Annotated in this window: 26 protein-coding genes; 21 read left to right on the top strand and 5 right to left on the bottom strand. The window is 35.8% G+C overall.

Annotated elements, in window-relative coordinates:
- Positions 1 to 30: 30 nt before the first annotated feature.
- Positions 31 to 288, bottom strand: coding sequence for a DUF2624 domain-containing protein (locus G4Z05_RS12630; RefSeq protein ID WP_163252204.1), 258 nt, complete (start codon positions 286 to 288; stop codon positions 31 to 33).
- Positions 289 to 448: 160 nt separating this feature from the next.
- Between G4Z05_RS12630 and G4Z05_RS12625 the strand changes: the two genes are divergently transcribed.
- The 3 genes from G4Z05_RS12625 to zur are packed head-to-tail and all read left to right on the top strand — an operon-like array spanning position 449 to position 2,488.
- Positions 449 to 1,222 (top strand): metal ABC transporter ATP-binding protein, encoded by a 774-nt coding sequence (locus G4Z05_RS12625; RefSeq protein WP_163252203.1) that lies wholly within the window; start codon positions 449 to 451, stop codon positions 1,220 to 1,222.
- Entirely contained in the window at positions 1,219 to 2,073 is an 855-nt protein-coding gene (locus G4Z05_RS12620; RefSeq protein WP_163252202.1) for a metal ABC transporter permease, read from the top strand. Before G4Z05_RS12625 ends, G4Z05_RS12620 begins: the two co-directional genes overlap by 4 nt.
- A 1-nt stretch (position 2,074) precedes the next feature.
- Positions 2,075 to 2,488: a zinc uptake transcriptional repressor Zur gene (gene zur / locus G4Z05_RS12615; protein WP_163252201.1), complete on the top strand. Its 414-nt coding sequence runs from the start codon at positions 2,075 to 2,077 to the stop codon at positions 2,486 to 2,488.
- Between the two features lie 33 nt (positions 2,489 to 2,521).
- Here zur and G4Z05_RS12610 read toward each other — a convergent pair whose 3' ends face one another.
- Positions 2,522 to 3,127 carry a 5' nucleotidase, NT5C type gene (locus G4Z05_RS12610; protein WP_163252200.1) on the bottom strand — a complete coding sequence of 202 codons (606 nt, stop codon included), beginning with the start codon at positions 3,125 to 3,127 and terminating at the stop codon, positions 2,522 to 2,524.
- A gap of 370 nt (positions 3,128 to 3,497) precedes the next feature.
- Between G4Z05_RS12610 and G4Z05_RS12605 the strand changes: the two genes are divergently transcribed.
- Positions 3,498 to 3,860: a hypothetical protein gene (locus G4Z05_RS12605; protein WP_163252238.1), complete on the top strand. Its 363-nt coding sequence runs from the start codon at positions 3,498 to 3,500 to the stop codon at positions 3,858 to 3,860.
- A gap of 52 nt (positions 3,861 to 3,912) precedes the next feature.
- Here the strand turns inward: G4Z05_RS12605 and ispG are convergent, their stop codons facing one another.
- From ispG to G4Z05_RS12590, 3 genes are all read right to left on the bottom strand, one after another.
- Positions 3,913 to 5,010, bottom strand: coding sequence for a flavodoxin-dependent (E)-4-hydroxy-3-methylbut-2-enyl-diphosphate synthase (gene ispG / locus G4Z05_RS12600; protein ID WP_327990076.1), 1,098 nt, complete (start codon positions 5,008 to 5,010; stop codon positions 3,913 to 3,915).
- A 113-nt stretch (positions 5,011 to 5,123) separates the two neighbouring features.
- Positions 5,124 to 5,453, bottom strand: coding sequence for a hypothetical protein (locus G4Z05_RS12595; protein ID WP_163252198.1), 330 nt, complete (start codon positions 5,451 to 5,453; stop codon positions 5,124 to 5,126).
- 93 nt (positions 5,454 to 5,546) lie between these two features.
- Positions 5,547 to 6,317 carry a DUF1189 domain-containing protein gene (locus tag G4Z05_RS12590; protein ID WP_163252197.1) on the bottom strand — a complete coding sequence of 257 codons (771 nt, stop codon included), beginning with the start codon at positions 6,315 to 6,317 and terminating at the stop codon, positions 5,547 to 5,549.
- 298 nt (positions 6,318 to 6,615) lie between these two features.
- Here G4Z05_RS12590 and G4Z05_RS12585 point away from each other — a divergent pair, with 298 nt between their 5' ends.
- The 17 genes from G4Z05_RS12585 to G4Z05_RS12505 all read left to right on the top strand — a co-directional run bounded on the left by G4Z05_RS12585 (position 6,616) and on the right by G4Z05_RS12505 (position 21,396).
- Complete coding sequence (locus tag G4Z05_RS12585) at positions 6,616 to 7,224, top strand: superoxide dismutase (RefSeq protein WP_038536170.1); 609 nt, start codon at positions 6,616 to 6,618, stop codon at positions 7,222 to 7,224.
- A 255-nt stretch (positions 7,225 to 7,479) separates the two neighbouring features.
- Positions 7,480 to 8,697 carry an MFS transporter gene (locus G4Z05_RS12580; RefSeq protein WP_163252196.1) on the top strand — a complete coding sequence of 406 codons (1,218 nt, stop codon included), beginning with the start codon at positions 7,480 to 7,482 and terminating at the stop codon, positions 8,695 to 8,697.
- A gap of 147 nt (positions 8,698 to 8,844) precedes the next feature.
- Positions 8,845 to 10,938 (top strand): peptidoglycan D,D-transpeptidase FtsI family protein, encoded by a 2,094-nt coding sequence (locus G4Z05_RS12575; RefSeq protein ID WP_163252195.1) that lies wholly within the window; start codon positions 8,845 to 8,847, stop codon positions 10,936 to 10,938.
- Between the two features lie 251 nt (positions 10,939 to 11,189).
- On the top strand, positions 11,190 to 12,155 hold the full coding sequence (locus G4Z05_RS12570) for a PstS family phosphate ABC transporter substrate-binding protein (protein WP_163252194.1): 966 nt from the start codon (positions 11,190 to 11,192) through the stop codon (positions 12,153 to 12,155).
- A gap of 69 nt (positions 12,156 to 12,224) precedes the next feature.
- A complete protein-coding gene (gene pstC / locus G4Z05_RS12565; RefSeq protein ID WP_163252237.1) occupies positions 12,225 to 13,190 on the top strand; it encodes a phosphate ABC transporter permease subunit PstC in 966 nt (321 codons plus the stop codon).
- 32 nt (positions 13,191 to 13,222) lie between these two features.
- Positions 13,223 to 14,065 carry a phosphate ABC transporter permease PstA gene (pstA, locus tag G4Z05_RS12560; RefSeq protein ID WP_420872906.1) on the top strand — a complete coding sequence of 281 codons (843 nt, stop codon included), beginning with the start codon at positions 13,223 to 13,225 and terminating at the stop codon, positions 14,063 to 14,065.
- A 62-nt stretch (positions 14,066 to 14,127) separates the two neighbouring features.
- The gene (gene pstB, locus G4Z05_RS12555; protein WP_420872905.1) at positions 14,128 to 14,907 is read left to right on the top strand and encodes a phosphate ABC transporter ATP-binding protein PstB; all 780 of its coding nucleotides are present in this window, start codon (positions 14,128 to 14,130) and stop codon (positions 14,905 to 14,907) included.
- 12 nt (positions 14,908 to 14,919) lie between these two features.
- Positions 14,920 to 15,579, top strand: coding sequence for a phosphate signaling complex protein PhoU (gene phoU / locus G4Z05_RS12550; protein ID WP_038536154.1), 660 nt, complete (start codon positions 14,920 to 14,922; stop codon positions 15,577 to 15,579).
- A gap of 265 nt (positions 15,580 to 15,844) precedes the next feature.
- Positions 15,845 to 16,339: a DUF4912 domain-containing protein gene (locus G4Z05_RS12545; protein WP_163183271.1), complete on the top strand. Its 495-nt coding sequence runs from the start codon at positions 15,845 to 15,847 to the stop codon at positions 16,337 to 16,339.
- Complete coding sequence (locus tag G4Z05_RS12540; RefSeq protein WP_163252191.1) at positions 16,332 to 17,564, top strand: glycosyltransferase family 4 protein; 1,233 nt, start codon at positions 16,332 to 16,334, stop codon at positions 17,562 to 17,564. The genes G4Z05_RS12545 and G4Z05_RS12540 overlap by 8 nt, the downstream gene beginning before the upstream one ends.
- Positions 17,565 to 17,594: 30 nt before the next feature.
- Positions 17,595 to 18,224, top strand: coding sequence for a hypothetical protein (locus G4Z05_RS12535; RefSeq protein ID WP_163252190.1), 630 nt, complete (start codon positions 17,595 to 17,597; stop codon positions 18,222 to 18,224).
- 55 nt (positions 18,225 to 18,279) lie between these two features.
- A complete protein-coding gene (rpmG, locus tag G4Z05_RS12530) occupies positions 18,280 to 18,429 on the top strand; it encodes a 50S ribosomal protein L33 (RefSeq protein ID WP_038536147.1) in 150 nt (49 codons plus the stop codon).
- Positions 18,430 to 18,478: 49 nt separating this feature from the next.
- The gene (locus G4Z05_RS12525; RefSeq protein WP_038536145.1) at positions 18,479 to 19,045 is read left to right on the top strand and encodes a 5-formyltetrahydrofolate cyclo-ligase; all 567 of its coding nucleotides are present in this window, start codon (positions 18,479 to 18,481) and stop codon (positions 19,043 to 19,045) included.
- Positions 19,042 to 19,824: a DUF92 domain-containing protein gene (locus G4Z05_RS12520; protein ID WP_163252189.1), complete on the top strand. Its 783-nt coding sequence runs from the start codon at positions 19,042 to 19,044 to the stop codon at positions 19,822 to 19,824. Before G4Z05_RS12525 ends, G4Z05_RS12520 begins: the two co-directional genes overlap by 4 nt.
- A 62-nt stretch (positions 19,825 to 19,886) precedes the next feature.
- The gene (locus G4Z05_RS12515; RefSeq protein WP_038536140.1) at positions 19,887 to 20,081 is read left to right on the top strand and encodes a hypothetical protein; all 195 of its coding nucleotides are present in this window, start codon (positions 19,887 to 19,889) and stop codon (positions 20,079 to 20,081) included.
- Positions 20,082 to 20,198: 117 nt separating this feature from the next.
- On the top strand, positions 20,199 to 20,405 hold the full coding sequence (locus tag G4Z05_RS12510) for a YqgQ family protein (RefSeq protein WP_038536137.1): 207 nt from the start codon (positions 20,199 to 20,201) through the stop codon (positions 20,403 to 20,405).
- Between the two features lie 16 nt (positions 20,406 to 20,421).
- Positions 20,422 to 21,396: an ROK family glucokinase gene (locus tag G4Z05_RS12505; protein ID WP_163252188.1), complete on the top strand. Its 975-nt coding sequence runs from the start codon at positions 20,422 to 20,424 to the stop codon at positions 21,394 to 21,396.
- The last annotated feature ends 158 nt before the right edge of the window (positions 21,397 to 21,554 follow it).

Raw genomic sequence — 21,554 nt, 5'->3', positions numbered from 1 at the left:
CTGTGCAGAATTTGCACAGCTTTTATACGGTTATTTTTTTATTAATTCTAAGAATAGTTTATTTACTTCTCTTGCTGTTTCCGGTCCAGCAGTTTTAGCAATTTCTTTAATTAATTGGGTACGTTCCCTGTCATTAAAAATATTGATATTTTTTCCTTTTAAATAGGTAGCTATTTTTTTCGCCTGCTGTGGGGTCACTGAAATATGAAACTGTTCTGCGTATTTTAACAGTTCCTCAGCAGAGATATTGTTTATCTTATGATTAATGATACTTTCAAAAATTCTCACTCGAACCACTCCTCCTTGCTAATGTATGAAGATGAGGCTGGTTGGTGACAAATATGCCTAACGTAATTCAAAAATTCCTTCCTTTACATTCTTATATAGCTATTGTATACTACTAAAGTTAAATCGTAATGATTCTTAAAATTAAAAGGTGAAAGATTAAATGGAATCTATTATTGAAATAAAAAATGTATATTACCAATATGAAAAGGATTATGTTCTTGAAAACATCAGTTTATCTATTCCAAAGGGAGCATTTTTAGCGATCGTTGGTCCCAATGGCTCAGGGAAGTCCACTTTACTTAAATTAATTTTGGGCTTGCTAAAAGTGCAAACAGGAAAAATCTATTTGTTTGGTCAGGAACAAGGTAAATTTAAAGATTGGCAGAAAATCGGCTATGTATCCCAAAAAGCGAATTCGTTTAATACCGGCTTTCCAGCCACTGTGTTTGAAGTTGTGGCTAGTGGATTAACCAAGAAAATGGGGATATTCAAGGTTTTTAAAAAGGAACATTCTGCTCAGGTGGTTGAGGCCGTAGAGGCAGTTGGAATGAGAGATTTTATTCATCGAAATATAGGGGAGCTATCTGGGGGACAGCAGCAAAGAGTTTTTATCGCACGTGCGCTTGTAAGTGAACCAGAGCTATTGATCCTAGATGAACCGACTGTTGGTGTAGATGTGGAAAATGTAAATAATTTTTATCAAATGTTGGCGCATTTAAATAAAAATAAAGGCATCACATTGTTAATGGTGACACATGATATTGGAACTGTCTCCGATAAAGTTTCACATGTAGCTTGTCTTAATAAACATTTACATTTTCATGGAGATACGAATCAATTTGAGCAAATGAGAATGGAAGAAATGTCCAAGGTATATGGTCATGATGTACATTTACTTACCCATCATCATGAACACGGAGGCGCTAGACAATGATCCAGGGTATTTTCCAGTATGAATTTTTACAAAATGCTTTTTTGACAGGAATTATGATAGGTTTTTTAGCCCCATTATTAGGCGTTTTCATTGTGGTAAGAAGATTATCACTTATAGCAGATGCTTTAAGTCATGTGACATTAGCTGGTATAGCGGCTAGCCTCCTTATGGAAAAATATTTTTCAGCGATGACAGGCATAAATCCACTCTATTTAGGGATGGTTTTTTCTGTTGGTGGTTCGCTTTTTATAGAAAAGTTAAGAAGTGTATATAGCCATTATCAAGAATTAGCCATTCCAATTATTCTTTCCGGGGGAATTGGCCTTGGCGTCATTTTTATTTCGCTAGCCAATGGATTCAATACAGATTTGTTTAGCTATTTATTTGGGAGCGTCTCAGCTGTAAGCCGAACAGATTTAATGGTCATTTTAGCTATTAGCATTATAGTAGTTGCAGCGGTCCTTTTATTATATAAAGAATTGTTTTTATTGTCTTTTGATGAAGAATATGCAAAAGCCTCGGGGATAGCTGCTAAAAGTATACATTTTGTATTTATCATAATGGTTGCGCTTGTGATTGCAGCCTCGATGAGGGTTGTTGGCATCCTTTTGGTGTCTTCTCTTATGACTTTGCCGGTTGCAGCTAGTATTCGTATTGCAAAAGGCTTTAAACAAACCATTTTTTTCTCAATTTTATTTGGAGAGATATCTGTTTTAGGAGGATTATTTGCAGCCTATCATTTAGATTTAGCTCCGGGAGGAACAATCGTAATCCTTTCAATTTTTATCCTTTTAATGGTTATTTTTTATAAAAAAATAAATGTTAAAATATATAAGGCAGGGGGTGTGTGATGTGAATGTAAATGAGGCCATTCAATGCTTAAAGGAGAATGGTTTTAAGCTCACAGGAAAAAGAGAAGACATGCTTCAATTATTCGCAAATAGTGACAAATATTTAACGGCAAAGGATGTACTAGATCAATTAAAGGATCAGTATCCTGGTCTAAGCTTTGATACCATTTATCGAAATCTATCCTTATTTGCTAAGATGGGAATTTTAGAGATGACAGAATTATCTGGTGAAAAGCACTTTCGCTTTACGTGCTCACGCCACCATCACCACCACCATTTTATATGTTTAGACTGTGGGAAATCAAAAGAAATTGATACGTGCCCGATGGATGGATTAAGTGAAAACTTAAAAGGATATGATATTTCAGGTCATAAATTTGAAATTTATGGTCGCTGTCCAGATTGTATTCAATAAAAAACCAGCTTCTAGAGCTGGTTTTTTGTTTTATTACATTACTAATGGTTTCGTTTCATACACTTGTTCCTGTTGTCTAAGCCATTGATCTACCCAAATTTGCGCCTCATTCCAAGTATTTACACGGATAACCCCTTTTGGAATGGGGTCTTGGTTATAAGGAGTATTAAATAAAATAACAGGAATTTTGCATTCTTCATGAATAATAACGGCATTATCATGTTTATCCTCAAAAAATAGATCGATCCCATATTTATTAACTGCTTCCACTTTATCATGGGAACCAATTAATTCAATATGATGAAAAGTAAGTCCTTGGTCTATAAACCATTTTTTTGTAACTTCCAATAAATGCGGTCCACGGGCGCTGATGAAATATAATTCATGCTGCTGCTTTTCCCATTTATTCAACACTGATTTTACTCCTTTGGCAGGAGGAGAACCTTCGTAAATGATTGGTTCATTTTGAGCAAACCATTTTGCAAATTCTTCCTTAGGAACATTTACGAAAGGGGTTAGATCATATTCAATAATATCTTCGTAGGCAAGGTTTATGTTAAAAGCTTGATTAATAAAGGGTAATAACGATGTTGGACAAGTTACAGTTCCATCAATATCGATGCCAAATCTTTTTTTCATCCTTCTGTTCACCTTCAAATGCTTCTTTGTCTTATTTTATTTTACCAAACATTTTCCTCGATAAAGAAGAAAAATTTTTCGTGTTATGAAATAACTAACTATTTAAGTCAAACATTAGCATAGTAAAAGTGCGTGAACAGTTCACAATAATAAATGCTCCTATCATTGAAAGTGAGGGATTTGGATGGTAGATGAACAAGAAACGAAAGGGAAAGAAGCACGTCAAAGTTTAAATATAGGTTCAAATATCCCTAATTCTCCATCAGAATTTAGGGAGGAGACAGCTTCTGAAATTGCTTCACCTATAACGAACCAATCCTCCAACTTTAAGGAAGAAACCGCTTCGGAATTCGATTCCAATCGTCCAAAGGTGGTTTCTCTTGACAAAGAGGACCGAGAAACGAAGAAGAAAGCATCTGTTCCAAATCGTTCTAGAGAAAATGACAGAGAAGAAACTGCTGCTGAAATTGCAGCACCCGTACCATTTATTAGGGATCGAGAAAGAGTAGAAGCTGATGGTGAAACAAGGGCAATGGGAGGAACAGGTTTAGGAACAATCGCCTTAGCCCTTTCTATATTATCATTATTTGTTATGCCAATCCTATTTGGTGTAGCAGGGGTTATATTAGGTTTTGTTGCAAGACGTAGAGGTGCTGAAAGTCTTGGTGCTTGGGCTATTGGAATAGGAGCCGTATCGATTATTGTAGGTATCTTTATTCTTCCGTTTTTTTAACATAGGAGCATAAAAAGAAACCCGGTTATGTACCGGGTTTCTTTAACTGTTATTAAAATGCTTTTTCTTCTTCTGCTTTTTTCTGGAAATATTCTTCAGCTAACTTGTCGATTTCTTTTTTTAGTTCTTCAACCATTTCGGCTTCAGGGACTTTACGGACAATTTTCCCTTTTCTAAAAAGCAGTCCTTCCCCACGAGCGCCGGCAATCCCAATATCCGCTTCACGGGCTTCACCAGGTCCATTAACTGCACAGCCAAGGACCGAAACCTTTATTGGTGCTTTTATATTTTGTATATATTCTTCCACCTCATTTGCAATCTTAATGAGGTCAATTTCAATACGGCCACAAGTTGGACAGGATATTAAGGTAGCAGCATTGGAAGAAAGACCAAATACCTTTAACAGTTCTCGTGCAACTTTTACCTCTTCCACAGGGTCGGCACTTAATGAGATCCGAAGAGTGTTTCCTATTCCCTTACTAATGATTGCTCCAAGTCCTGCCGCACTTTTTACGGTTCCAGAAAATAATGTACCAGACTCTGTAATTCCTAAATGTAAAGGATAGTCAAAAGTGCGAGCGGCTTTTTCATATGCCTCAATGGCCAGATTCACATCTGAAGCTTTCATTGAAACAATAATATCGTGGAAATCTAAATCCTCAAGAATTTTGATATGATGGAGTGCACTTTCAACCATACCATCAGCGGTTGGATAACCATATTTATCAAGTATTTTCTTTTCTAAAGAACCAGCGTTAACTCCAATTCGAATTGGTATACCTTTTTCTTTCGCAGCTTTTACAACTGCTTCAACCTTTTCTCTTTTTCCGATATTACCCGGATTAATTCGGATTTTATCTGCTCCGCCTTCAATAGCTTTAAGAGCCAGTCTATAATCAAAGTGTATATCAACAACTAGAGGAATATTAATTCTTTTCTTAATTTCTGGGATGGCATTTGCTGCTCGCTCATCTGGACAAGCAACACGGACAATTTGGCAACCTGCTTCTTCTAGTCGTTTTATTTCTGAAACAGTTGCTTCTACATCATGAGTTTTTGTTGTTGTCATACTTTGTATAATTAATTCGTTGTTTCCGCCAATTGTTAAATTGCCCACTTTAACAGGACGGGTTTTTGTTCGATGTATTATTTCACTCACGTGGAATTCTCTCCTTTAATGGATTGAAAAATATGGGTTAAAAGCAATACGACTTAATTGTATCAGTCCAGTTGTGATTTTGACAAGAATAAGGGTTAGCCTCATTATTTTGAGTAATCGGGAAAATGATATGTAGAGCCAATTTGAATTTCTTCTGGTTTTATTCCGGGATTTAACTGCTGAAAGTCTTGAATTAAATCAGAAATAGGGATTGGAAGAGGTTGATTTAAATGATGTTCCACGATTGTAATCACCGTTTCACCTGGATTCACTTTTGCTTGAAAAGAAGGTATGTCCGATTTAGGTTCTTTAGTATCCTCTATAGTTGATTCCACTGTTGTTTTCGAGACGGATGGGATGGTTCCAACAGTCAAGTCAATAAAAATAACATATATAGTAAGGATTACTAAAATCAAACCTACTATTTTCTTCATCGGATAAGCCCCCTATTCTTAAAGATAGTTCATACGTATGCTTGTCCAACTATATGTAGAACAAAAAAAGCAACGAACATCTTGAAAAGATGATCAGTTGCTTTGATTTTGTTTCGGTATTTCATTAATAGCTAATAATAACACGATTAATACAACAATCCAATTAATAATGAAACCATTTGGTACGGTTGTTTTTAGTGCAGCCATGATCGTAAAAAATAATGTTGGCAAAGTTTCGCTGTATGTAGCCATTCTCCAAAGGTGAGAATAACTAAGTTTTCTCCCTAAAATGTTTGCTAATGCCAAGCCGATTAAAGCGACAATAGTTATCTCAATAAACATGGATACAATTGCCATTAAATACATGATTGCTCCCGTTAAGGGAATGATGATATTTTTTAGGCTTATGATATTGGTAATAAGATTGTTAACTTCATCTTTAGACAATTCAAGCCCTGGCATCATTGAATAAGAAGAGGTTTTTGTTTGCCCTCCTGCGGAAATAACAAATTCATTTTTTAAAAGTCCGATGGCATCTCCTTCATTGGCAATATCCGCATCGGAAATGGCTCCTGTTGGGTCCAGTATGAATGTTAATGAATTTTCTTTGATTATGACCGGTACTTTCGTGTCCGCAGTAAGTTCCCCATTGCTAATAGAAAAGTCAGGTGTTTTATTCATGTATGTTTTCGTCATTTCAAGTCCTGTAGTAAATGCTGAACTAAAATAAATTATGGAAGGAATAATGGAAATGAGAGTTAATAGGAAGACATACATAATGGTTTTTCCGATTCCTTGTAACCGAAATAAAGCAATATCCTTTGGAGAATAAATGCTTTTCATAAATTGCTTAAAAATATTCATATAAAACCACCTTTAAATAGTATTCATCACTCTATTGTATCTGTTGAAGCAATTCTGCACAAGAATCATCTATTGTTCTTAGAATGGTGGTAATTAAGAGATGAAGTCTTCATGCTTCCTTGGTATAATAAATAGGATTTTGAGGGATTTTAAATTTGTTTAATGGGAGCATTTTATTTGAAATCGATTACCGGTCTTTGGTAATCTTAAGAAGAAGCTTTAGAATTTTCTAAAACTCCAAAAGGGTTTTTTAGGCTACTAAAGCTGTGATTAAAATAATACATAGGAGGAATTTTTCATGGCTTTTGAATTACCAAAATTACCTTATGCAGAAGATGCTCTTGAACCACATTTTGACAAAGAAACAATGAATATTCACCACACAAGACACCATAACACATATGTTACTAATTTAAATAATGCACTTGCTGGTAATGAAGAATTGCTTTCCAAAACTGTGGAAGAACTAATTTCTAATTTGGATGCAGTGCCTGAAGCAATTCGTACTGCCGTTCGTAATAATGGTGGTGGCCATGCGAACCATTCATTGTTCTGGCAAATTCTTTCTCCTAACGGAGGCGGTGAACCAACAGGTGAATTAGCAGAAGCCATTAATAATAAATTTGGTAGCTTTGAAAAATTTAAAGAAGAGTTTACAAAAGCCGCTACTACTCGCTTCGGCTCTGGCTGGGCTTGGTTATCTGTAAACAATGGTGAGTTAGAGATTTCCAGCACACCAAATCAAGATTCTCCATTAATGGAAGGTAAAACTCCGATTCTTGGTTTGGATGTATGGGAGCATGCTTACTATTTAAAATATCAAAATAAACGTCCAGATTACATTGCTGCATTCTGGAATGTAGTTAATTGGGATGAAGTGGCTAAGCGTTACAGCGCTGCAAAATAATTATAAAATTTAAACAAAAAGAGGCTGCCCAAAAGGTCTATAAAGGACTTTTTGGGGATCAGCCTTTTTTTAGTTTTTTATTAAATATAGGTAGAAGACCATACTTTACTTTTTTATTTTTGAATAACACAAAATTAAACAACAAGGGTGTTCTAAAAGTTTTACTTTAGGGATACCCTCTTTTATTTCCTCTAAAATTGAATAAGAACTCTTCTCTTGTTGAAGACTACTTTTTAAGAAAAAGGGGAGTTCTGTATGGCGAAAAAATTTAAGTTTTTAGGGGACGTTGAAATTACAAAGGATTTAACATTATTGTTGATTATTGGCGGTTTATACTCTTTGAGTGTGGCCCTATCTAACACATTTGTTAACATTTATTTATGGAAACAAACGGGTGAATTTACTGATCTTGCGCTTTATAACCTATCGATTGTTGTTCTGCAACCGTTAACGTTTATTTTAGCAGGTCGCTGGGCTAAAAAAATCGATAGGGTAATTGTATTAAGGATTGGAGTCATATTTTTAGCTCTGTTTTACGCTGCTGTCCTCATAACTGGAACAAATGCCTCATCCTATTTACTCCTCCTAGGAAGTTTATTGGGAATAGGCTACGGTTTTTATTGGCTTGCCTATAATGTCCTAACTTTTGAAATAACTGAGCCAGAGACAAGAGATTTTTTTAATGGCTTTTTAGGGATTCTTTCTTCTTTTGGAGGAATGATTGGCCCAATTGCTGCTGGCATTATTATTACAAAATTTGAAAAGTTTACTGGTTATACAATTATCTTTGGTTTATCACTAGGATTATTTGCACTTGCCGTATTGTTAAGCTTTTCGTTAAAGCGAAGGCCAGCAAAAGGAAAGTATTGTTTTAAGCGGATTATTGAAGAAAGAAAACAAAATGAAAATTGGCGTCTAGTGACAAATGCTCATTTTTTTCAAGGGCTTAGAGAAGGAACGTTTTTGTTTGTTATTTCTGTATTTGTATATATTGCAACTGGTAGTGAAATGGCTTTAGGAACCTTTGGATTATTAAATTCAGGAATATCGTTCATCGCTTATTATTTTGCTTCAAGATATATTAAGAAATCTTTTCGAAAAAAAGCAATTCTTATTGGTGGAATTTTACTTTACGCTGCTGTTTTGTTAATTGTTTGGGATGTAAGTTATGTTAAACTGTTAATTTATGCTGGAACAATTGCTATCGCCTACCCGCTCCTACTCGTCCCATATAATTCAACTACATATGATGTAATTGGAATTGGTTGGAAAGCTGCTGAAATGAGAATAGAGTATATTGTTGTCCGGGAAATATTTTTAAATTCAGGAAGGATTGTTTCGATCCTCGCCTTTTTAGTGGCGGTTACATTATTTAATGAGGAAAAAAGTATACCAATCTTATTATTGCTACTTGGTGCCGGACATACATTGATATATTTATTTATAAAAAGAGTGCAGCTGCCAGTTACATAATGCGATGTGCATCTTTGCTCATCGCATTTTTCTATGTAGATTTAGGGAGTTCAAGTTTTGTGAAACTGGCAAGAGTTCCTCGTGGAAAAAAACATCTTATTCCTTTAAAATAGAAAAGGTTAAGTGTAGGGGAAGGTGGATTTTACCATGAATCGAAATAAAAAGAAGAAGCCACAGCTTCCGTTTCGGCTAAATATGTTATTTTTTGTAGTATTTTTATTATTTTCAATTCTCGTTTTACGTCTGGGAGAACTACAGATTGTATTTGGCGAGGATTTTAAACGTGAGATTGAAAGGACAGAGGATATTACGGTAAGTAACCCTGTACCGCGAGGAAAAATCATTGATAGAAACGGCAATGTTATCGTAGATAATACTCCATTAAACGCGATAATTTATACAAAATCAAAAGATACAACGAAAAAAGAAATGCTTGATACAGCCAAAAAATTAGCAAAATTGATTGATAAAGATATATCCAAAGTTCGTGAACGTGATAAAAAAGACCTTTGGATTACTCTCTATCCAGAAGAGGCGAAAGCAAAAATTAAGGACAAAGAGTGGGCTTTATTCAAAGAAAAAAAATTAGATGATAAAGATATATATAAGCTGCAACTCGAAAGAATTAATGATAAGGATTTAGCCAGATTAACCTATGACGATTTGGAAACATGGGCTATTTATATGACTTTTAATAGTGGTTATGCATTAACCCCGCAAATTGTAAAAAATAAAGATGTTACTCCAGAAGAGTTTGCAGCAGTAAGTGAAAATTTAGAGAATCTTCCAGGTGTTGATACAACAACGGATTGGGAACGGGAATACGTGTTTGGTAAAACGTTAAAGTCTATCCTCGGGGATGTATCTTCATCGGAATCAGGCTTACCAAAGGAACAGCTTGATAAATATCTGGCACGTGATTATAGTCGAAATGATCGGGTTGGAAAAAGTTATCTTGAATTAAAATATGAAGATGTCCTTCGTGGAGAAAAGGCGAAGGTAAAAAACATTACAGATAAATCAGGAAAAGTATTATCTACCGAAGTTATTTCAGAAGGTAAGAGAGGAAAAGATCTAGTTTTAACCATTGATATGGAGCTACAGTCCCAGGTTGAAAAAATTATTGAGGAAGAAATGTGGAATGCGAAAAAAAGCCCTAATACCGGTCTTTTAGACCGAGCATTTGTTGTTTTAATGGATCCTCGAACAGGTGAAATCCTGTCACTGGCTGGCAGACAATTGGTCAAGGATAAAGAAACAGGAAAACTTGAAATGAGAGACTATGCCCAAGGTACTTTTACCAGTTCCTATAACGTCGGTTCCGTTGTTAAAGGTGCAACCATTTTGGCAGGATACCATTCTGGTGCCATAACGCCAGGAACAGTTATATTGGATGAACCATTAAGAATAGCAGGTACACCAGTTAAATCTTCATGGAAAACCTTTGGCTCCATTAATGATTTAAGAGCTTTACAAGTATCATCTAACGTTTATATGTGGAAAACAGTGATTAAAATGGCTGGTGGACAATATATCCCTAATAAAGGGCTTCCTATTGATTATTCAGCATTTGACACACTAAGAAAATACTATAGTCAATTTGGACTTGGTATTCGAACTGGAATTGATCTTCCAAATGAAATGACCGGTTTCCCAGGTTCAGCAAAGACTCCTGGTTTGCTTTTGGACTTGGCTATCGGCCAGTATGACACCTATACGCCAATCCAGGTTGCTCAATATGTTTCAACAATTGCAAATGGCGGTTATCGGGTTCAGCCACATATTGTTAAGGAAATTCGAGAACCGTTAATGGAAAATAATGAATTAGGACCTATTATTGAAGAAATGCAACCAAAGGTTTTAAATCGTATTGATATGAAAGATGAATGGATTAAACGGGTACAAGAAGGATTCCGTATGGTAATGCAGGTTGGTGACGGTACTGGTGTGGGTCACTGGAAAAGCGCCTCTTATAATCCAGCAGGGAAAACGGGGACTGCTGAAGCTTTTTACGATGGTTCTGACAAATCAAAACGTGGAACCGAAGTGACGAACTTAAGTCTTGTTGCCTATGCACCATATGATAATCCGGAAATAGCAATGGCTGTAGTTGTTCCGTGGGCCTACCAGGGGCATAGTGGACCAAGTATCAATCACTTAATTGGCCGTCGTGTAATGGATGCTTATTTTGAATTAAAAAAGGGTGGCGAAAATACAACTGAAACTGCTACTGAGAATTAAAAGAGTTCAAATATAGAACAATATATACAATTCCATGGTTCATTTAAAAACTTGTCTCAATATGAGGCAAGTTTTTTTGTGCTAAAAATATTAGAATTTTATCTGTTCGATGAAAAATTTACAAATTTTCAACATCCATTTACAAATGTTTAACACTAGTTTCAAACAAGGTTAACAGTCATACTTTATTCTTAGTCTTGTAGGCCAAATATGCCAACAAATAAAACGGAGCTATTAGGGGGAATGAAGGAATGAAAAGCTTTAAGAAATTAGCACTAACAGCCATCATGGTCGGAGTGCTAGCATTCACCACAGCCTGCAATGCACAAGAAACCCAGAACAATAATAGTAAAAAAGTAGAAGAAGAAACAAAGCAGTTGCAAGGTGAAATTAAAATAGATGGTTCTTCCACAGTATTCCCAATTATGGAGGCAGTTGTTGAAGAGTATGGAATGGAGCAACCTGGCGTGAAGGTGTCTGTAGCATCTTCTGGGACAGGTGGAGGATTTGAAGCATTTATTGCTGGTGAAACAGACCTAAGCAACGCTTCAAGGCCAATTAAAGATGAAGAAAAGGCCAAACTTGAAGAAAAAGGCATTGATTATACTGAATTAAAATTAGCATTTGACGGGCTTACTGTTGTTGTAAATAAAGAAAATGATTGGGTAGATTACCTTACGATTGACGAATTAAAGAAAATTTGGGTTGAAGATGGAACTGTGAAGAAATGGTCTGACATTCGACCAGAATGGCCGGATGAGGAAATCAAGCTTTTCTCTCCTGGAACAGATTCAGGAACATACGACTATTTTGATGAAGTAGTTCTGGAAGGAAAACCATTAGCAGAAAAAGCAGCTCTTTCTGAAGATGATAATATTTTAGTTCAAGGCGTAAAAGGAGAAAAGAATGCGATTGGTTACTTTGGATATGCTTATTATTTAGAAAATAAAAATAATCTAAAGGTGGTCCCTATTGATGGAGGAAATGGTCCGGTTGAGCCAAATAATAAAACTATTGAATCTAGTGAATATGCACCACTTTCACGCCCATTATTCACCTATGTGAAAAATATAGCAGTTAAAGACAAAGAAGAAGTTTATCATTTTGTGAAATTTGTTTTAGAAAATTGCGCAGATTTATCTGAGGATGTGGGCTACGTGAAATTGCCTAAAGATGAATACAACAAACAGCTGAAAACATTAGAGGAGCTAAAATAATAAGTTGGAGTTCATACCCGATACAATATGAGAGGCCAATTCGTGCTTCTCATATTGTTATGTTTTCGAATGGGGGTTATTGAATTGGCTATTCAAAATGTGAATTCTCTTTCCATCCAGAAATTAATTGAAGAGAAGAAGAAAAATCATAATACTGCAGGCATTATTGAGAAATTTATACCAATGATTTTATTATTGGCAGCAGTGGTATCTGTATTAACAACAATTGGGACTGTTCTAACTTTGATTTTTGAAACAATCACATTCTTTCAAACGGTTTCCATTCTGGAATTCTTAACGACAAAAAAATGGTATCCATTTTCTGAGACTGAAGGGACTTTTGGCATCCTACCCTTGGTTTTAGGAACATTGAAGGTTACTTTTATTGCAATAATTGTATCCATTCCAATTGGATTGACATCCGCTATCTATTTAAGTGAGTATGCTACCGAACGCACTCGCAGGATAATTAAACCAATATTGGAAGTGTTAGCTGGAATTCCAACGATCGTTTATGGTTTTTTTGCTCTTACATTTGTAACTCCATTATTAAGGGAAATCATACCTGGACTTGAATTATTTAATGCGTTGAGCCCGGGAATTGTTATTGGAATTATGATTACACCAATGATTGCGTCACTTTCTGAAGATGCGTTAGTTTCCGTCCCAAATTCTATGCGTGAAGGAGCTTTTGCCCTTGGAGCCACAAAATTTGAAGTAGCTTTAAAAGTGGTTCTTCCGGCTGCGATCTCTGGCATTATTTCTTCAATTGTATTGGCCATTTCACGTGCAATTGGTGAAACAATGATTGTAGCGATAGCTGGAGGGTCTACACCAAACGTTGATTGGAATGTAACAAACTCGATCCAAACGATGACTGCTTATATTGTACAAGTTAGTCAAGGGGATGCTGGTTATGGGACGACTATTTATTACAGCATCTATGCTGTCGGGATGACATTATTTATCTTTACACTAATTATGAACTTGATTGCTCAATATATCTCTCGCCGGTTTAGGGAGGAATACGAATGAATTTTTTTGATCATAAGTCAATAAATGCACGAATGAAAATAAGAGTAATAGTTAACTTATTTGCCAAAATTATATTTTTTGCGGCAATGATGTTCGGACTATTCATTTTAGGAGTACTATTATATCGAATTGTTTCACAGGGGATAGGTTACTTAGATTTACAGTTTTTACAAAGTCTTCCCTCTAGAAAGCCAGAGCAAGCAGGTGTATATACGGCCTTGATAGGTTCAGTTTTGTTAATGGCAGTGGTAGCACCTGTTTCGTTATTGTTGGGGGTAGCAACAGCCATTTATCTTGAAGAATATGCAAAGGACAATCGTTTCACTGCATTTATTAAAGTAAATATATCAAATTTAGCAGGTGTGCCATCCATTGTTTTCGGTTTACTGGGGCTAACCGTTTTTGTTCGTGCTTTAGCACTAGGGACAAGTGTCCTTGCAGCGGGTCTTACAATGAGTTTGCTAGTTTTACCTATTATTATTGTTGCGGCTCAGGAAGCACTAAAAGCTGTACCTGCTTCATTAAGGGAAGCATCCTATGCTATGGGGGCTACTAAATGGCAAACGATTGTAAGAATTGTGCTTCCTGTAGCAATACCTGGAATCTTGACAGGAGGGATATTGGCCTTATCCCGTGCAATTGGTGAAACGGCACCACTGGTCGTACTTGGATTACCATTATTTCTTGCCTATTTACCAAAATCGATATTTGATTTGTTTACTGTTTTACCGATGCAAATTTATAACTGGACCGGTCGTCCGCAAGAAGAATTTCATTCACTTGCGGCAGCAGGAATTATTGTATTACTGATTCTATTATTGTTTATGAATTTCCTAGCGGTATTAATAAGAAATAAATTTCAAAAGCGATATTAATTGTTACTCAACAAGGAGGCCTTTATATGACGATCACTCTGGTTTCTCCACAGATAGAAGTGATGAAAATGGATTCTATACAAGAAAAAAATATTGTGTATCAAACAAGTCAATTAAATTTATGGTATGGTGAAAAACATGCTCTAAAAAATATCAATCTCGATATTCTGGAAAATGAAGTAACAGCCATAATTGGGCCATCCGGCTGTGGGAAATCGACATATTTAAAAATATTAAATCGAATGATTGAATTAGTTCAAGGTGTGAAAATCACTGGTGAAATTCTTTACCGTAACAGAAATATCCTTGATCGATCTTATCAAGTTGAAGAACTGCGTACAAAGGTTGGAATGGTATTTCAAAAACCTAATCCATTTCCAAAATCCATATATGAAAACGTGGCTTACGGACCTAAAATTCATGGTATTCGTGATAAAAAAGTATTGGAGCAAATCGTTGAAAAGAGCTTAAGAAGTGCGGCTCTTTGGGATGAAGTAAAAGATCGTTTAAATCAAAATGCGTATAGTTTATCTGGTGGACAGCAGCAACGTCTATGCATTGCCCGCTGTCTTGCGATTGAACCGGATGTGATTTTAATGGATGAACCAACTTCGGCACTAGATCCAATTTCAACCTTAAAAATAGAAGAGCTTGTCAAGGAATTAAAGAAGGAATATAGCATTATTATTGTAACTCATAACATGCAGCAAGCTGCCCGTATTTCAAATAAAACAGCTTTCTTTTTAAATGGCGAAGTCATTGAATTTGCCCCAACAAGTAAAATATTTTCTAATCCTAAGGATAAGAGAACAGAAGATTATATTACAGGGAGATTTGGATAATGGGGTGAGGGTATGTCTATACGATCTCATTTTGACAAAAATTTAGCCCAATTAAAACAAATGTTAGTAGATATGGCTTCCCAGTCCGAAAATGCGATTAAAGAGGCTATGTTCTCATTTTTTAATCAGGATATGAAAAAGGCAAAACAGGTCATTGCCCGTGATTATGAAATTGATGAAATGGAACAGGAAATTCATAATAAAGCACTTCAGCTCATAACCAGAGAATCTCCTGTGGCTAAAGATCTTCGCAAAATTAATGTTGCCATCAAAGTTTCTTCTGAAATCGAGCGTATTGGGGATATGGCGGTAAATATTGCAAAATCGGTCATTCAGATCGGGAAGGAAAAGCCTGTAAAAGAATTTGGGGATATTCTGAAGATGATGGAATTATCTTTAGATATGGTTAGGGATGCTTTAACAGCCTATTATACGGAAGATATTAGCATTGCCTATCAATGTGCTGAAAAGGATGATGAGGTTGATCAAACATTTGGGAAATTAGTTCAGAAGTTCCTTAGTTATACTCCACAAGACCCAAACGGGATGAATCAGATCATTCAATTAGCTTTTGTGTGCAGATTCATTGAAAGAATTGCTGACCATTCCACGAATATTGCTGAAAATGTTATTTTTCTTGAGACTGGTGAACGAAAAAATTTAAATGCTTAGACAATTTTTTTCAGAAAATGATCCACTTTGGATCATCTTTTTTTTCGTATCATGGCAATTGTCGATTTCTGTAATAAATAATTTGATATAAGTGACTTTAAAAAATTTATTTGTAGTTAAACAATGATGCTATCGTAATTAGCAAAATCCGACAATTTGCGTTTATTGTGAACATCATCATCTGATGGTACGATTAAATTAATAGTTAGTGGAATAATTTGTTCTTTATAGCATATACTGATTGTTTGCAGAATGGGAGGAAGTTATGATCCAAGAAATGCCAATAAAGGGTGAACTGAAGGCGAAACTGGTAACACCGCAAAAAATGTTTCTCTACTGGGATGCTTCGGACATTCCAAAAAAGATTATTCAATCATTTTTTCATTTAAATTTCGATAAGTTAGTTCCTATTGTAAGGATTTATGATGTAACCGAAATTATTTTTAACGGAAAAAATGCTCATCATTTTTATGAGGTTTCCATTTCTTATCAACAAGGATTTTGGTTTATTAAAGGATTGACGGCTAACAGAAGTTATGTCGCTGAACTGGGGGTATATGTTTCTGAAACATCATTTTTTCCAATATTTAGATCTACCTGTATTCACACGCCCTCAGCGGATATTCCCCTCTCTAATGAACTCTATCAAGATGTTTTGCAATTTAAGCGCTATGAAGAAGAACCACCTAAGTGGAGAGATTACGTAAGCACCTATAGTTATTATGTGGAAAAAAATAGGCCGGAGGAGAACAATGCCTAAATTAGTCGCTCATCAAGCTGATACTCAGTCAAAACTTATGGAGGGATGGCAATTAAAAATTCTAATGCTTAGCTGGGAATATCCTCCTAATATTGTTGGTGGTCTTTCTAAGCATGTTAGTAGTTTAGCCGTTCAATTGGCCAAGCTTGGTCATGAAATTCATGTTTTGACTGCGGGAAACCGACATTTGCCATCTTTTGAAGAGATAAATGGTGTTAAGGTTCATCGAGTGACTCCACTTAACTATCAAGATGATTGTTTTTTATCGTGGATTGGTGGATTAAACTTAGCAATGGCATTTAAAGCGGAAAGTCTCGTAAAGGAATTCACTTTTGACTTGATACATGCCCATGATTGGTTAGTAGGGGCAGCGGCTTTAGTATTGAAGGATGTTTTATCCATTCCTCTTTTGAGTACTATTCATGCCACTGAACATGGTAGAAATAACGGGATCTATACAGAAATGCAAAAATTTATTCATGAAAAAGAACGAGATTTAATTATCGGTTCAGATCAACTTATTGTTTGTAGTCAATATATGAAAGAACAACTTCTTACCGTTTTTCAGGCAACTGAAGAAAATATCATCATTATTCCAAATGGTGTGGAACCTCCGGAAACGTTTTTGAAAATAGAAGATTGGATTCCGAAACTCAAAAATAAGAAGTATATTTTTTCAATCGGGAGGATGGTAAAGGAAAAGGGATTCGAAACTATAATTGAAGCAGCAGCTTTGGCGAAAGAACAAGGGTTTGACTACACGTTCATCATCGCTGGTAAGGGACCAATGCTTGATACATTTCGTCGGGTGACAGTAGAAAGAGGGTTGGAAAATCATGTTTCATTTATTGGTTATATTACAGAAGAGCAAAAAAATGCACTGATTTCAGGATGTATGGCGGCTGTTTTTCCAAGTCTTTATGAACCATTTGGTATTGTGGCACTCGAAACATTGATTCAAGGAAAACCGACGATTGTTGCAAATACTGGAGGATTGAAAGGTATTATAAAGCATTTACAAACTGGCTTGTTGATGAATCCCGGCGATGAAAAAAGCTTATTGGAACAAATCCATTTTTTAAGTAAACATCTACATATCGCTAATCAAATAGGCGCTAAAGGAATGGAAATGGTTGAAAGTTTGTACAGATGGAATCGGATTGCAGCTGATACGAGTAGAGTGATGGAAGACACAGTTTTGAATAGCCGCATAAAAGAGCGTTAGTTCAAATCATTGAAAATAAGGTGGATGAAGATGAATTTAAAAGTACCACAAAATATATATCCTCTTAGTCGCCAGTCCGCAATTGATCAACTCGAGTTCGTTCCAGGTATTTGGGTGAATGGAAAATATTATTGGATGCATAATAGTTCGGAGAAAGTTATATTCGAAGAAGAGTTAATAATAAAAGTGAAACTCGAATTAATCCATTCAAAAATTCGTTTTTCAAGTATCTATGTTAGTAGTCATTCAGTGCACCCAAAAGAGATAAAGGTTTTGGGGATGTATTATTTTTCTAATGTAAATCAGGATCATTTAGCATTTATTTCACCTACTGGCAAAAAGATTTTTCATATTAGCAAAAATAATATATTTCTAGTGAATGCACAGTTTAAAGGGGAGCTGCTAAAAGAGTATACAACAGTTCCGGTATGGAGTGCGTATACGGATCAAATTTGGAGCTCTGTTCCAGCTGGAACTCTTAAATATCAGCCCATGGCAAAAGGGCCAGCCGCCAGTATACTAGCTGTAAAAATGACTATACATTCAAGAGAAACTTGCAAATTGAATAGTTGGGCCATCAGTGGTTCAAATAAAAATGAATTACTCTCCATGGAGCAAGCTCTTTTAAAAAACCCACTAGCATTTCCTTTTGAAAAATGATATTATAGAAAAGTCGTATGAACGAACTAGCTTAATCGTTTGGAGGGAAATAAACATGCGTGTAAATATTACTTTAGCTTGCACTGAATGTGGAGAGCGTAACTATATTTCAACTAAAAATAAGCGCAATAACCCAGATCGTCTTGAGCTTAAGAAATATTGCCCAAGAGAAAAGCGCACAACTTTACACCGTGAAACAAAATAAACAGCAGGGCTTTCCTGCTGTTTTTTTGTATATTAGGAGGTAAAAAACGATGTTTGATAAACACTCTATCAGAAACAAAATGAAGGAAACACTCTCCAAAATTTCTAAACCTCTTTATGAAGATTATTCTTATAAAATTGCCTCTAAATTGTATAAAGAGGAAGAATGGGTACAGGCACAAACTGTGGGTGTTACGGTTTCAAGAATGCCAGAGGTGGATACATATCAAATTATTCGTAAAGCATGGGAACAAGGGAAACAAGTCGTTGTTCCAAAATGCTATCCAAAAGAGAAAAAATTATCTTTTCGGATATTAACTGAATTTTCTCAGTTGGAATCAGTTTATTATGGCTTATTGGAGCCCATTGTGGAAAAGACAGAAGAGGTAGGTCCGAATGAGATTGATTTATTAATTGTTCCGGGTTTAGCCTTTACAAAAGCTGGTTATCGGATTGGGTTTGGTGGTGGATATTATGATCGATTTTTAACAAATTATCATGGGAAAACTATTTCTCTCGCATTTAATGAGCAGATCATTCCCGATTTCCCTGTCGAGCCATTCGATTATCCTGTAGGAAAAATCATTACGATTGATGAGGTTATAAAACCTTTATGATGGAACCTATTTTCATAATATTAATGATCTTCCTTACAGGCTTTGTAGGTTATTTATTTAAGTTATTAAATAGTTCTGGTTCACTAGCTGCGATAGCTGTAGGTTTAGCGGTATTTATAGGAGTAGGGATTAAGGGCTTACTTCTGTTAGGTATTTTCTTTATTACATCAAGCTTTTGGTCTGCATATAAAAGATCAGTCAAACAATCAGTAGAGAAGAAATTAGCAAAGGGTGCAACAAGGGATTGGCGCCAAGTACTAGCAAATGGTGGAGCGGCTGGTCTTTTTAGTTTGCTATTTTATTTTTACCAAGATAACGCCTGGTTAATTGGCTTTGCATGTTCTCTAGCAAGTGCCAATTCAGATACTTGGGCCTCCGAAATTGGAAGTCTAAGCAAAAAGAATCCAGTATTTATTCGAACATTTAAACGGGTTGAAAAAGGTACTTCAGGTGCGGTTAGTTTATTAGGGAATACAGCGGCTCTTATGGGATCACTGCTTATGGCAGCAATGAGCTTTTGGTTTTTTCGGCTAGACATAATCGTTGGTTTATTGATATTTCTTTTTGGTTATGTTGGTAATTTAATCGATACCATTATTGGTGCTTATTTTCAGCAGGTTTATCGTTGCAGTCAATGTGGGCTCGAAACTGAAAAAACGTGGCATTGCCAAAGGCCCACTAAGAGGATAAAAGGATTCTGCTTAATAGATAATGATATGGTTAATTTTCTATCGGGCTTACTAGTGTCTATCATTGCTATATTAGTTATCCCATCGTAAAATCCATTGTTTTTTGGATAAAAAATGACCATCATCACAAAATAAAGTTAGGAGGGATGATTATGTCACGAATCTTAACTACTATTATGATGATTGGTTCAATAGTATATTTGGTATTCCGTTACAGATATCGTTTACTGAATCTGTTGCTCGCATCTGTTTGGATGCGCCGTCTTGCAGTTAGTTCAGTAATGAAATTTCCTGTTATAAGGAGAAAAATGATGCAATCGGTTTTTGGAGGACCATCTGAATGGTAATACCACAGATGGTTTTTTTTTGACAAAAAAGATTACCTTGAGGACGTTTTTAGCATACGTTATACTTTTGATGTAATCAGTTACATTCTCCATTAATAGAATTAAGGGGATTAAAAAATGAAAACGATTTATGATATCCAACAATTATTAAAAAGATTCGGAACGGTTATTTATATTGGAGACCGAGTGGCTGACCTTGAATTGATGGAGGAAGAGTTAAAGGAATTATACAAATCACAGCTAATTGAAACAAAGGACTATCAAACGGCATTGCTAATTTTACGACAAGAAATACAAGCACTAAAAGAAATGAGAAAAATTTAAAGATTGGGTGAGGAGAATGTCAAATCAATGGATTGCTGGGGTAGATTTAGGCGGTACAACCACTAAAATCGCATTTATTTCAATGGATGGGGATATCCTTCATAAATGGGAAATACCGACTGATCATTCAAATGAAGGCCAGTATATTACATCTAATATTGCAACATCTATCATGGAGAAATTAGAGGAATTAGGTCAATCCAAGACTGTTTTAGCTGGCGTCGGAATGGGAGCTCCTGGTCCGATTGATTATGAAACAGGTGTCATCTTAAATGCTGTAAACTTAGGATGGAGTGATAATTTTCCACTAAGGGACAGCCTTGAGTCAGTACTGTCACTACCAGCAGCTGTTGAAAATGACGCTAATTGTGCAGCATTGGGCGAAATGTGGCAAGGAGCAGGAAATGGTGCAAAAAACCTTGTTTGTGTCACATTAGGCACTGGCGTTGGCGGGGGAGTGATCGCAAATGGAAACATTGTCACTGGAGTAAATGGTGCAGCTGGGGAAATTGGTCATATTACAACCCTTCCAGTTGGCGGGGCTCCTTGCAATTGTGGAAAAACAGGCTGTCTAGAAACGATTGCTTCTGCGACGGGGATCGTTCGTTTAGCGGTAGAAGAAATGAATAAACCTAATTCAAAAGGGGAATTGACAAATATTTTCAATCGAAACAAAAAAATAACGGCAAAGGATGTAATTGATTCAGCTAGAAAAGGGGATCCAATAGCGGTCAAAGTTTTAAATGAGGTGGCTTTCCATTTGGGATTGGCCTTAGCTAATATTGCAAATACACTGAATCCGGAAAAAATCGTTCTTGGAGGCGGCGTTTCAAAGGCTGGTAAAATTCTTTTGGATTCCGTTCAAGACTATTTCGATAAGTTCGCATTTCCTCCTGTAAAAAATTCTACTAAACTTGCTCTTGCAACATTGGGAAATGATGCAGGCGTTTTAGGTGCTGCCTGGTTGATAAAAAATAAATTCATTGGATAATGTTAAAACAAAAACCTGTTTCATTACAGGTTTCAGATTGTAGACAAAAGGCATTCCGAATAAACTTAATTCGAAATGCCTTTTCAAATTTTAAGCAATTTTTGGTCTATATTAACTTTAATTTGACCCCTACGGGGTCAATTATTATACCATTTTTG

Origin of the sequence: Neobacillus thermocopriae, from assembly GCF_010975035.1 — a bacterium.
In the GTDB taxonomy this organism is placed as follows: Bacteria; Bacillota; Bacilli; order Bacillales; family Cytobacillaceae; genus Neobacillus; species Neobacillus thermocopriae.
This window is presented reverse-complemented; position numbering and strand designations above follow the sequence as displayed.

What these genes read in the sequence shown, in the direction of transcription:
- G4Z05_RS12625 (WP_163252203.1), top strand. Translation starts at nt 449, where the DNA reads ATGGAATCTATTATTGAAATAAAAAATGTATATTACCAATATGAAAAG.
- G4Z05_RS12620 (WP_163252202.1), top strand. Translation starts at nt 1,219, where the DNA reads ATGATCCAGGGTATTTTCCAGTATGAATTTTTACAAAATGCTTTTTTG.
- G4Z05_RS12610 (WP_163252200.1), bottom strand. Translation starts at nt 3,127, where the DNA reads ATGAAAAAAAGATTTGGCATCGATATTGATGGAACTGTAACTTGTCCA.
- G4Z05_RS12595 (WP_163252198.1), bottom strand. Translation starts at nt 5,453, where the DNA reads ATGAAGAAAATAGTAGGTTTGATTTTAGTAATCCTTACTATATATGTT.
- G4Z05_RS12590 (WP_163252197.1), bottom strand. Translation starts at nt 6,317, where the DNA reads ATGAATATTTTTAAGCAATTTATGAAAAGCATTTATTCTCCAAAGGAT.
- G4Z05_RS12585 (WP_038536170.1), top strand. Translation starts at nt 6,616, where the DNA reads ATGGCTTTTGAATTACCAAAATTACCTTATGCAGAAGATGCTCTTGAA.
- G4Z05_RS12580 (WP_163252196.1), top strand. Translation starts at nt 7,480, where the DNA reads ATGGCGAAAAAATTTAAGTTTTTAGGGGACGTTGAAATTACAAAGGAT.
- G4Z05_RS12575 (WP_163252195.1), top strand. Translation starts at nt 8,845, where the DNA reads ATGAATCGAAATAAAAAGAAGAAGCCACAGCTTCCGTTTCGGCTAAAT.
- G4Z05_RS12570 (WP_163252194.1), top strand. Translation starts at nt 11,190, where the DNA reads ATGAAAAGCTTTAAGAAATTAGCACTAACAGCCATCATGGTCGGAGTG.
- pstC (WP_163252237.1), top strand. Translation starts at nt 12,225, where the DNA reads ATGGGGGTTATTGAATTGGCTATTCAAAATGTGAATTCTCTTTCCATC.
- pstA (WP_420872906.1), top strand. Translation starts at nt 13,223, where the DNA reads ATGAAAATAAGAGTAATAGTTAACTTATTTGCCAAAATTATATTTTTT.
- pstB (WP_420872905.1), top strand. Translation starts at nt 14,128, where the DNA reads ATGAAAATGGATTCTATACAAGAAAAAAATATTGTGTATCAAACAAGT.
- phoU (WP_038536154.1), top strand. Translation starts at nt 14,920, where the DNA reads ATGTCTATACGATCTCATTTTGACAAAAATTTAGCCCAATTAAAACAA.
- G4Z05_RS12545 (WP_163183271.1), top strand. Translation starts at nt 15,845, where the DNA reads ATGATCCAAGAAATGCCAATAAAGGGTGAACTGAAGGCGAAACTGGTA.
- G4Z05_RS12540 (WP_163252191.1), top strand. Translation starts at nt 16,332, where the DNA reads ATGCCTAAATTAGTCGCTCATCAAGCTGATACTCAGTCAAAACTTATG.
- G4Z05_RS12535 (WP_163252190.1), top strand. Translation starts at nt 17,595, where the DNA reads ATGAATTTAAAAGTACCACAAAATATATATCCTCTTAGTCGCCAGTCC.
- rpmG (WP_038536147.1), top strand. Translation starts at nt 18,280, where the DNA reads ATGCGTGTAAATATTACTTTAGCTTGCACTGAATGTGGAGAGCGTAAC.
- G4Z05_RS12525 (WP_038536145.1), top strand. Translation starts at nt 18,479, where the DNA reads ATGTTTGATAAACACTCTATCAGAAACAAAATGAAGGAAACACTCTCC.
- G4Z05_RS12520 (WP_163252189.1), top strand. Translation starts at nt 19,042, where the DNA reads ATGATGGAACCTATTTTCATAATATTAATGATCTTCCTTACAGGCTTT.
- G4Z05_RS12515 (WP_038536140.1), top strand. Translation starts at nt 19,887, where the DNA reads ATGTCACGAATCTTAACTACTATTATGATGATTGGTTCAATAGTATAT.
- G4Z05_RS12510 (WP_038536137.1), top strand. Translation starts at nt 20,199, where the DNA reads ATGAAAACGATTTATGATATCCAACAATTATTAAAAAGATTCGGAACG.
- G4Z05_RS12505 (WP_163252188.1), top strand. Translation starts at nt 20,422, where the DNA reads ATGTCAAATCAATGGATTGCTGGGGTAGATTTAGGCGGTACAACCACT.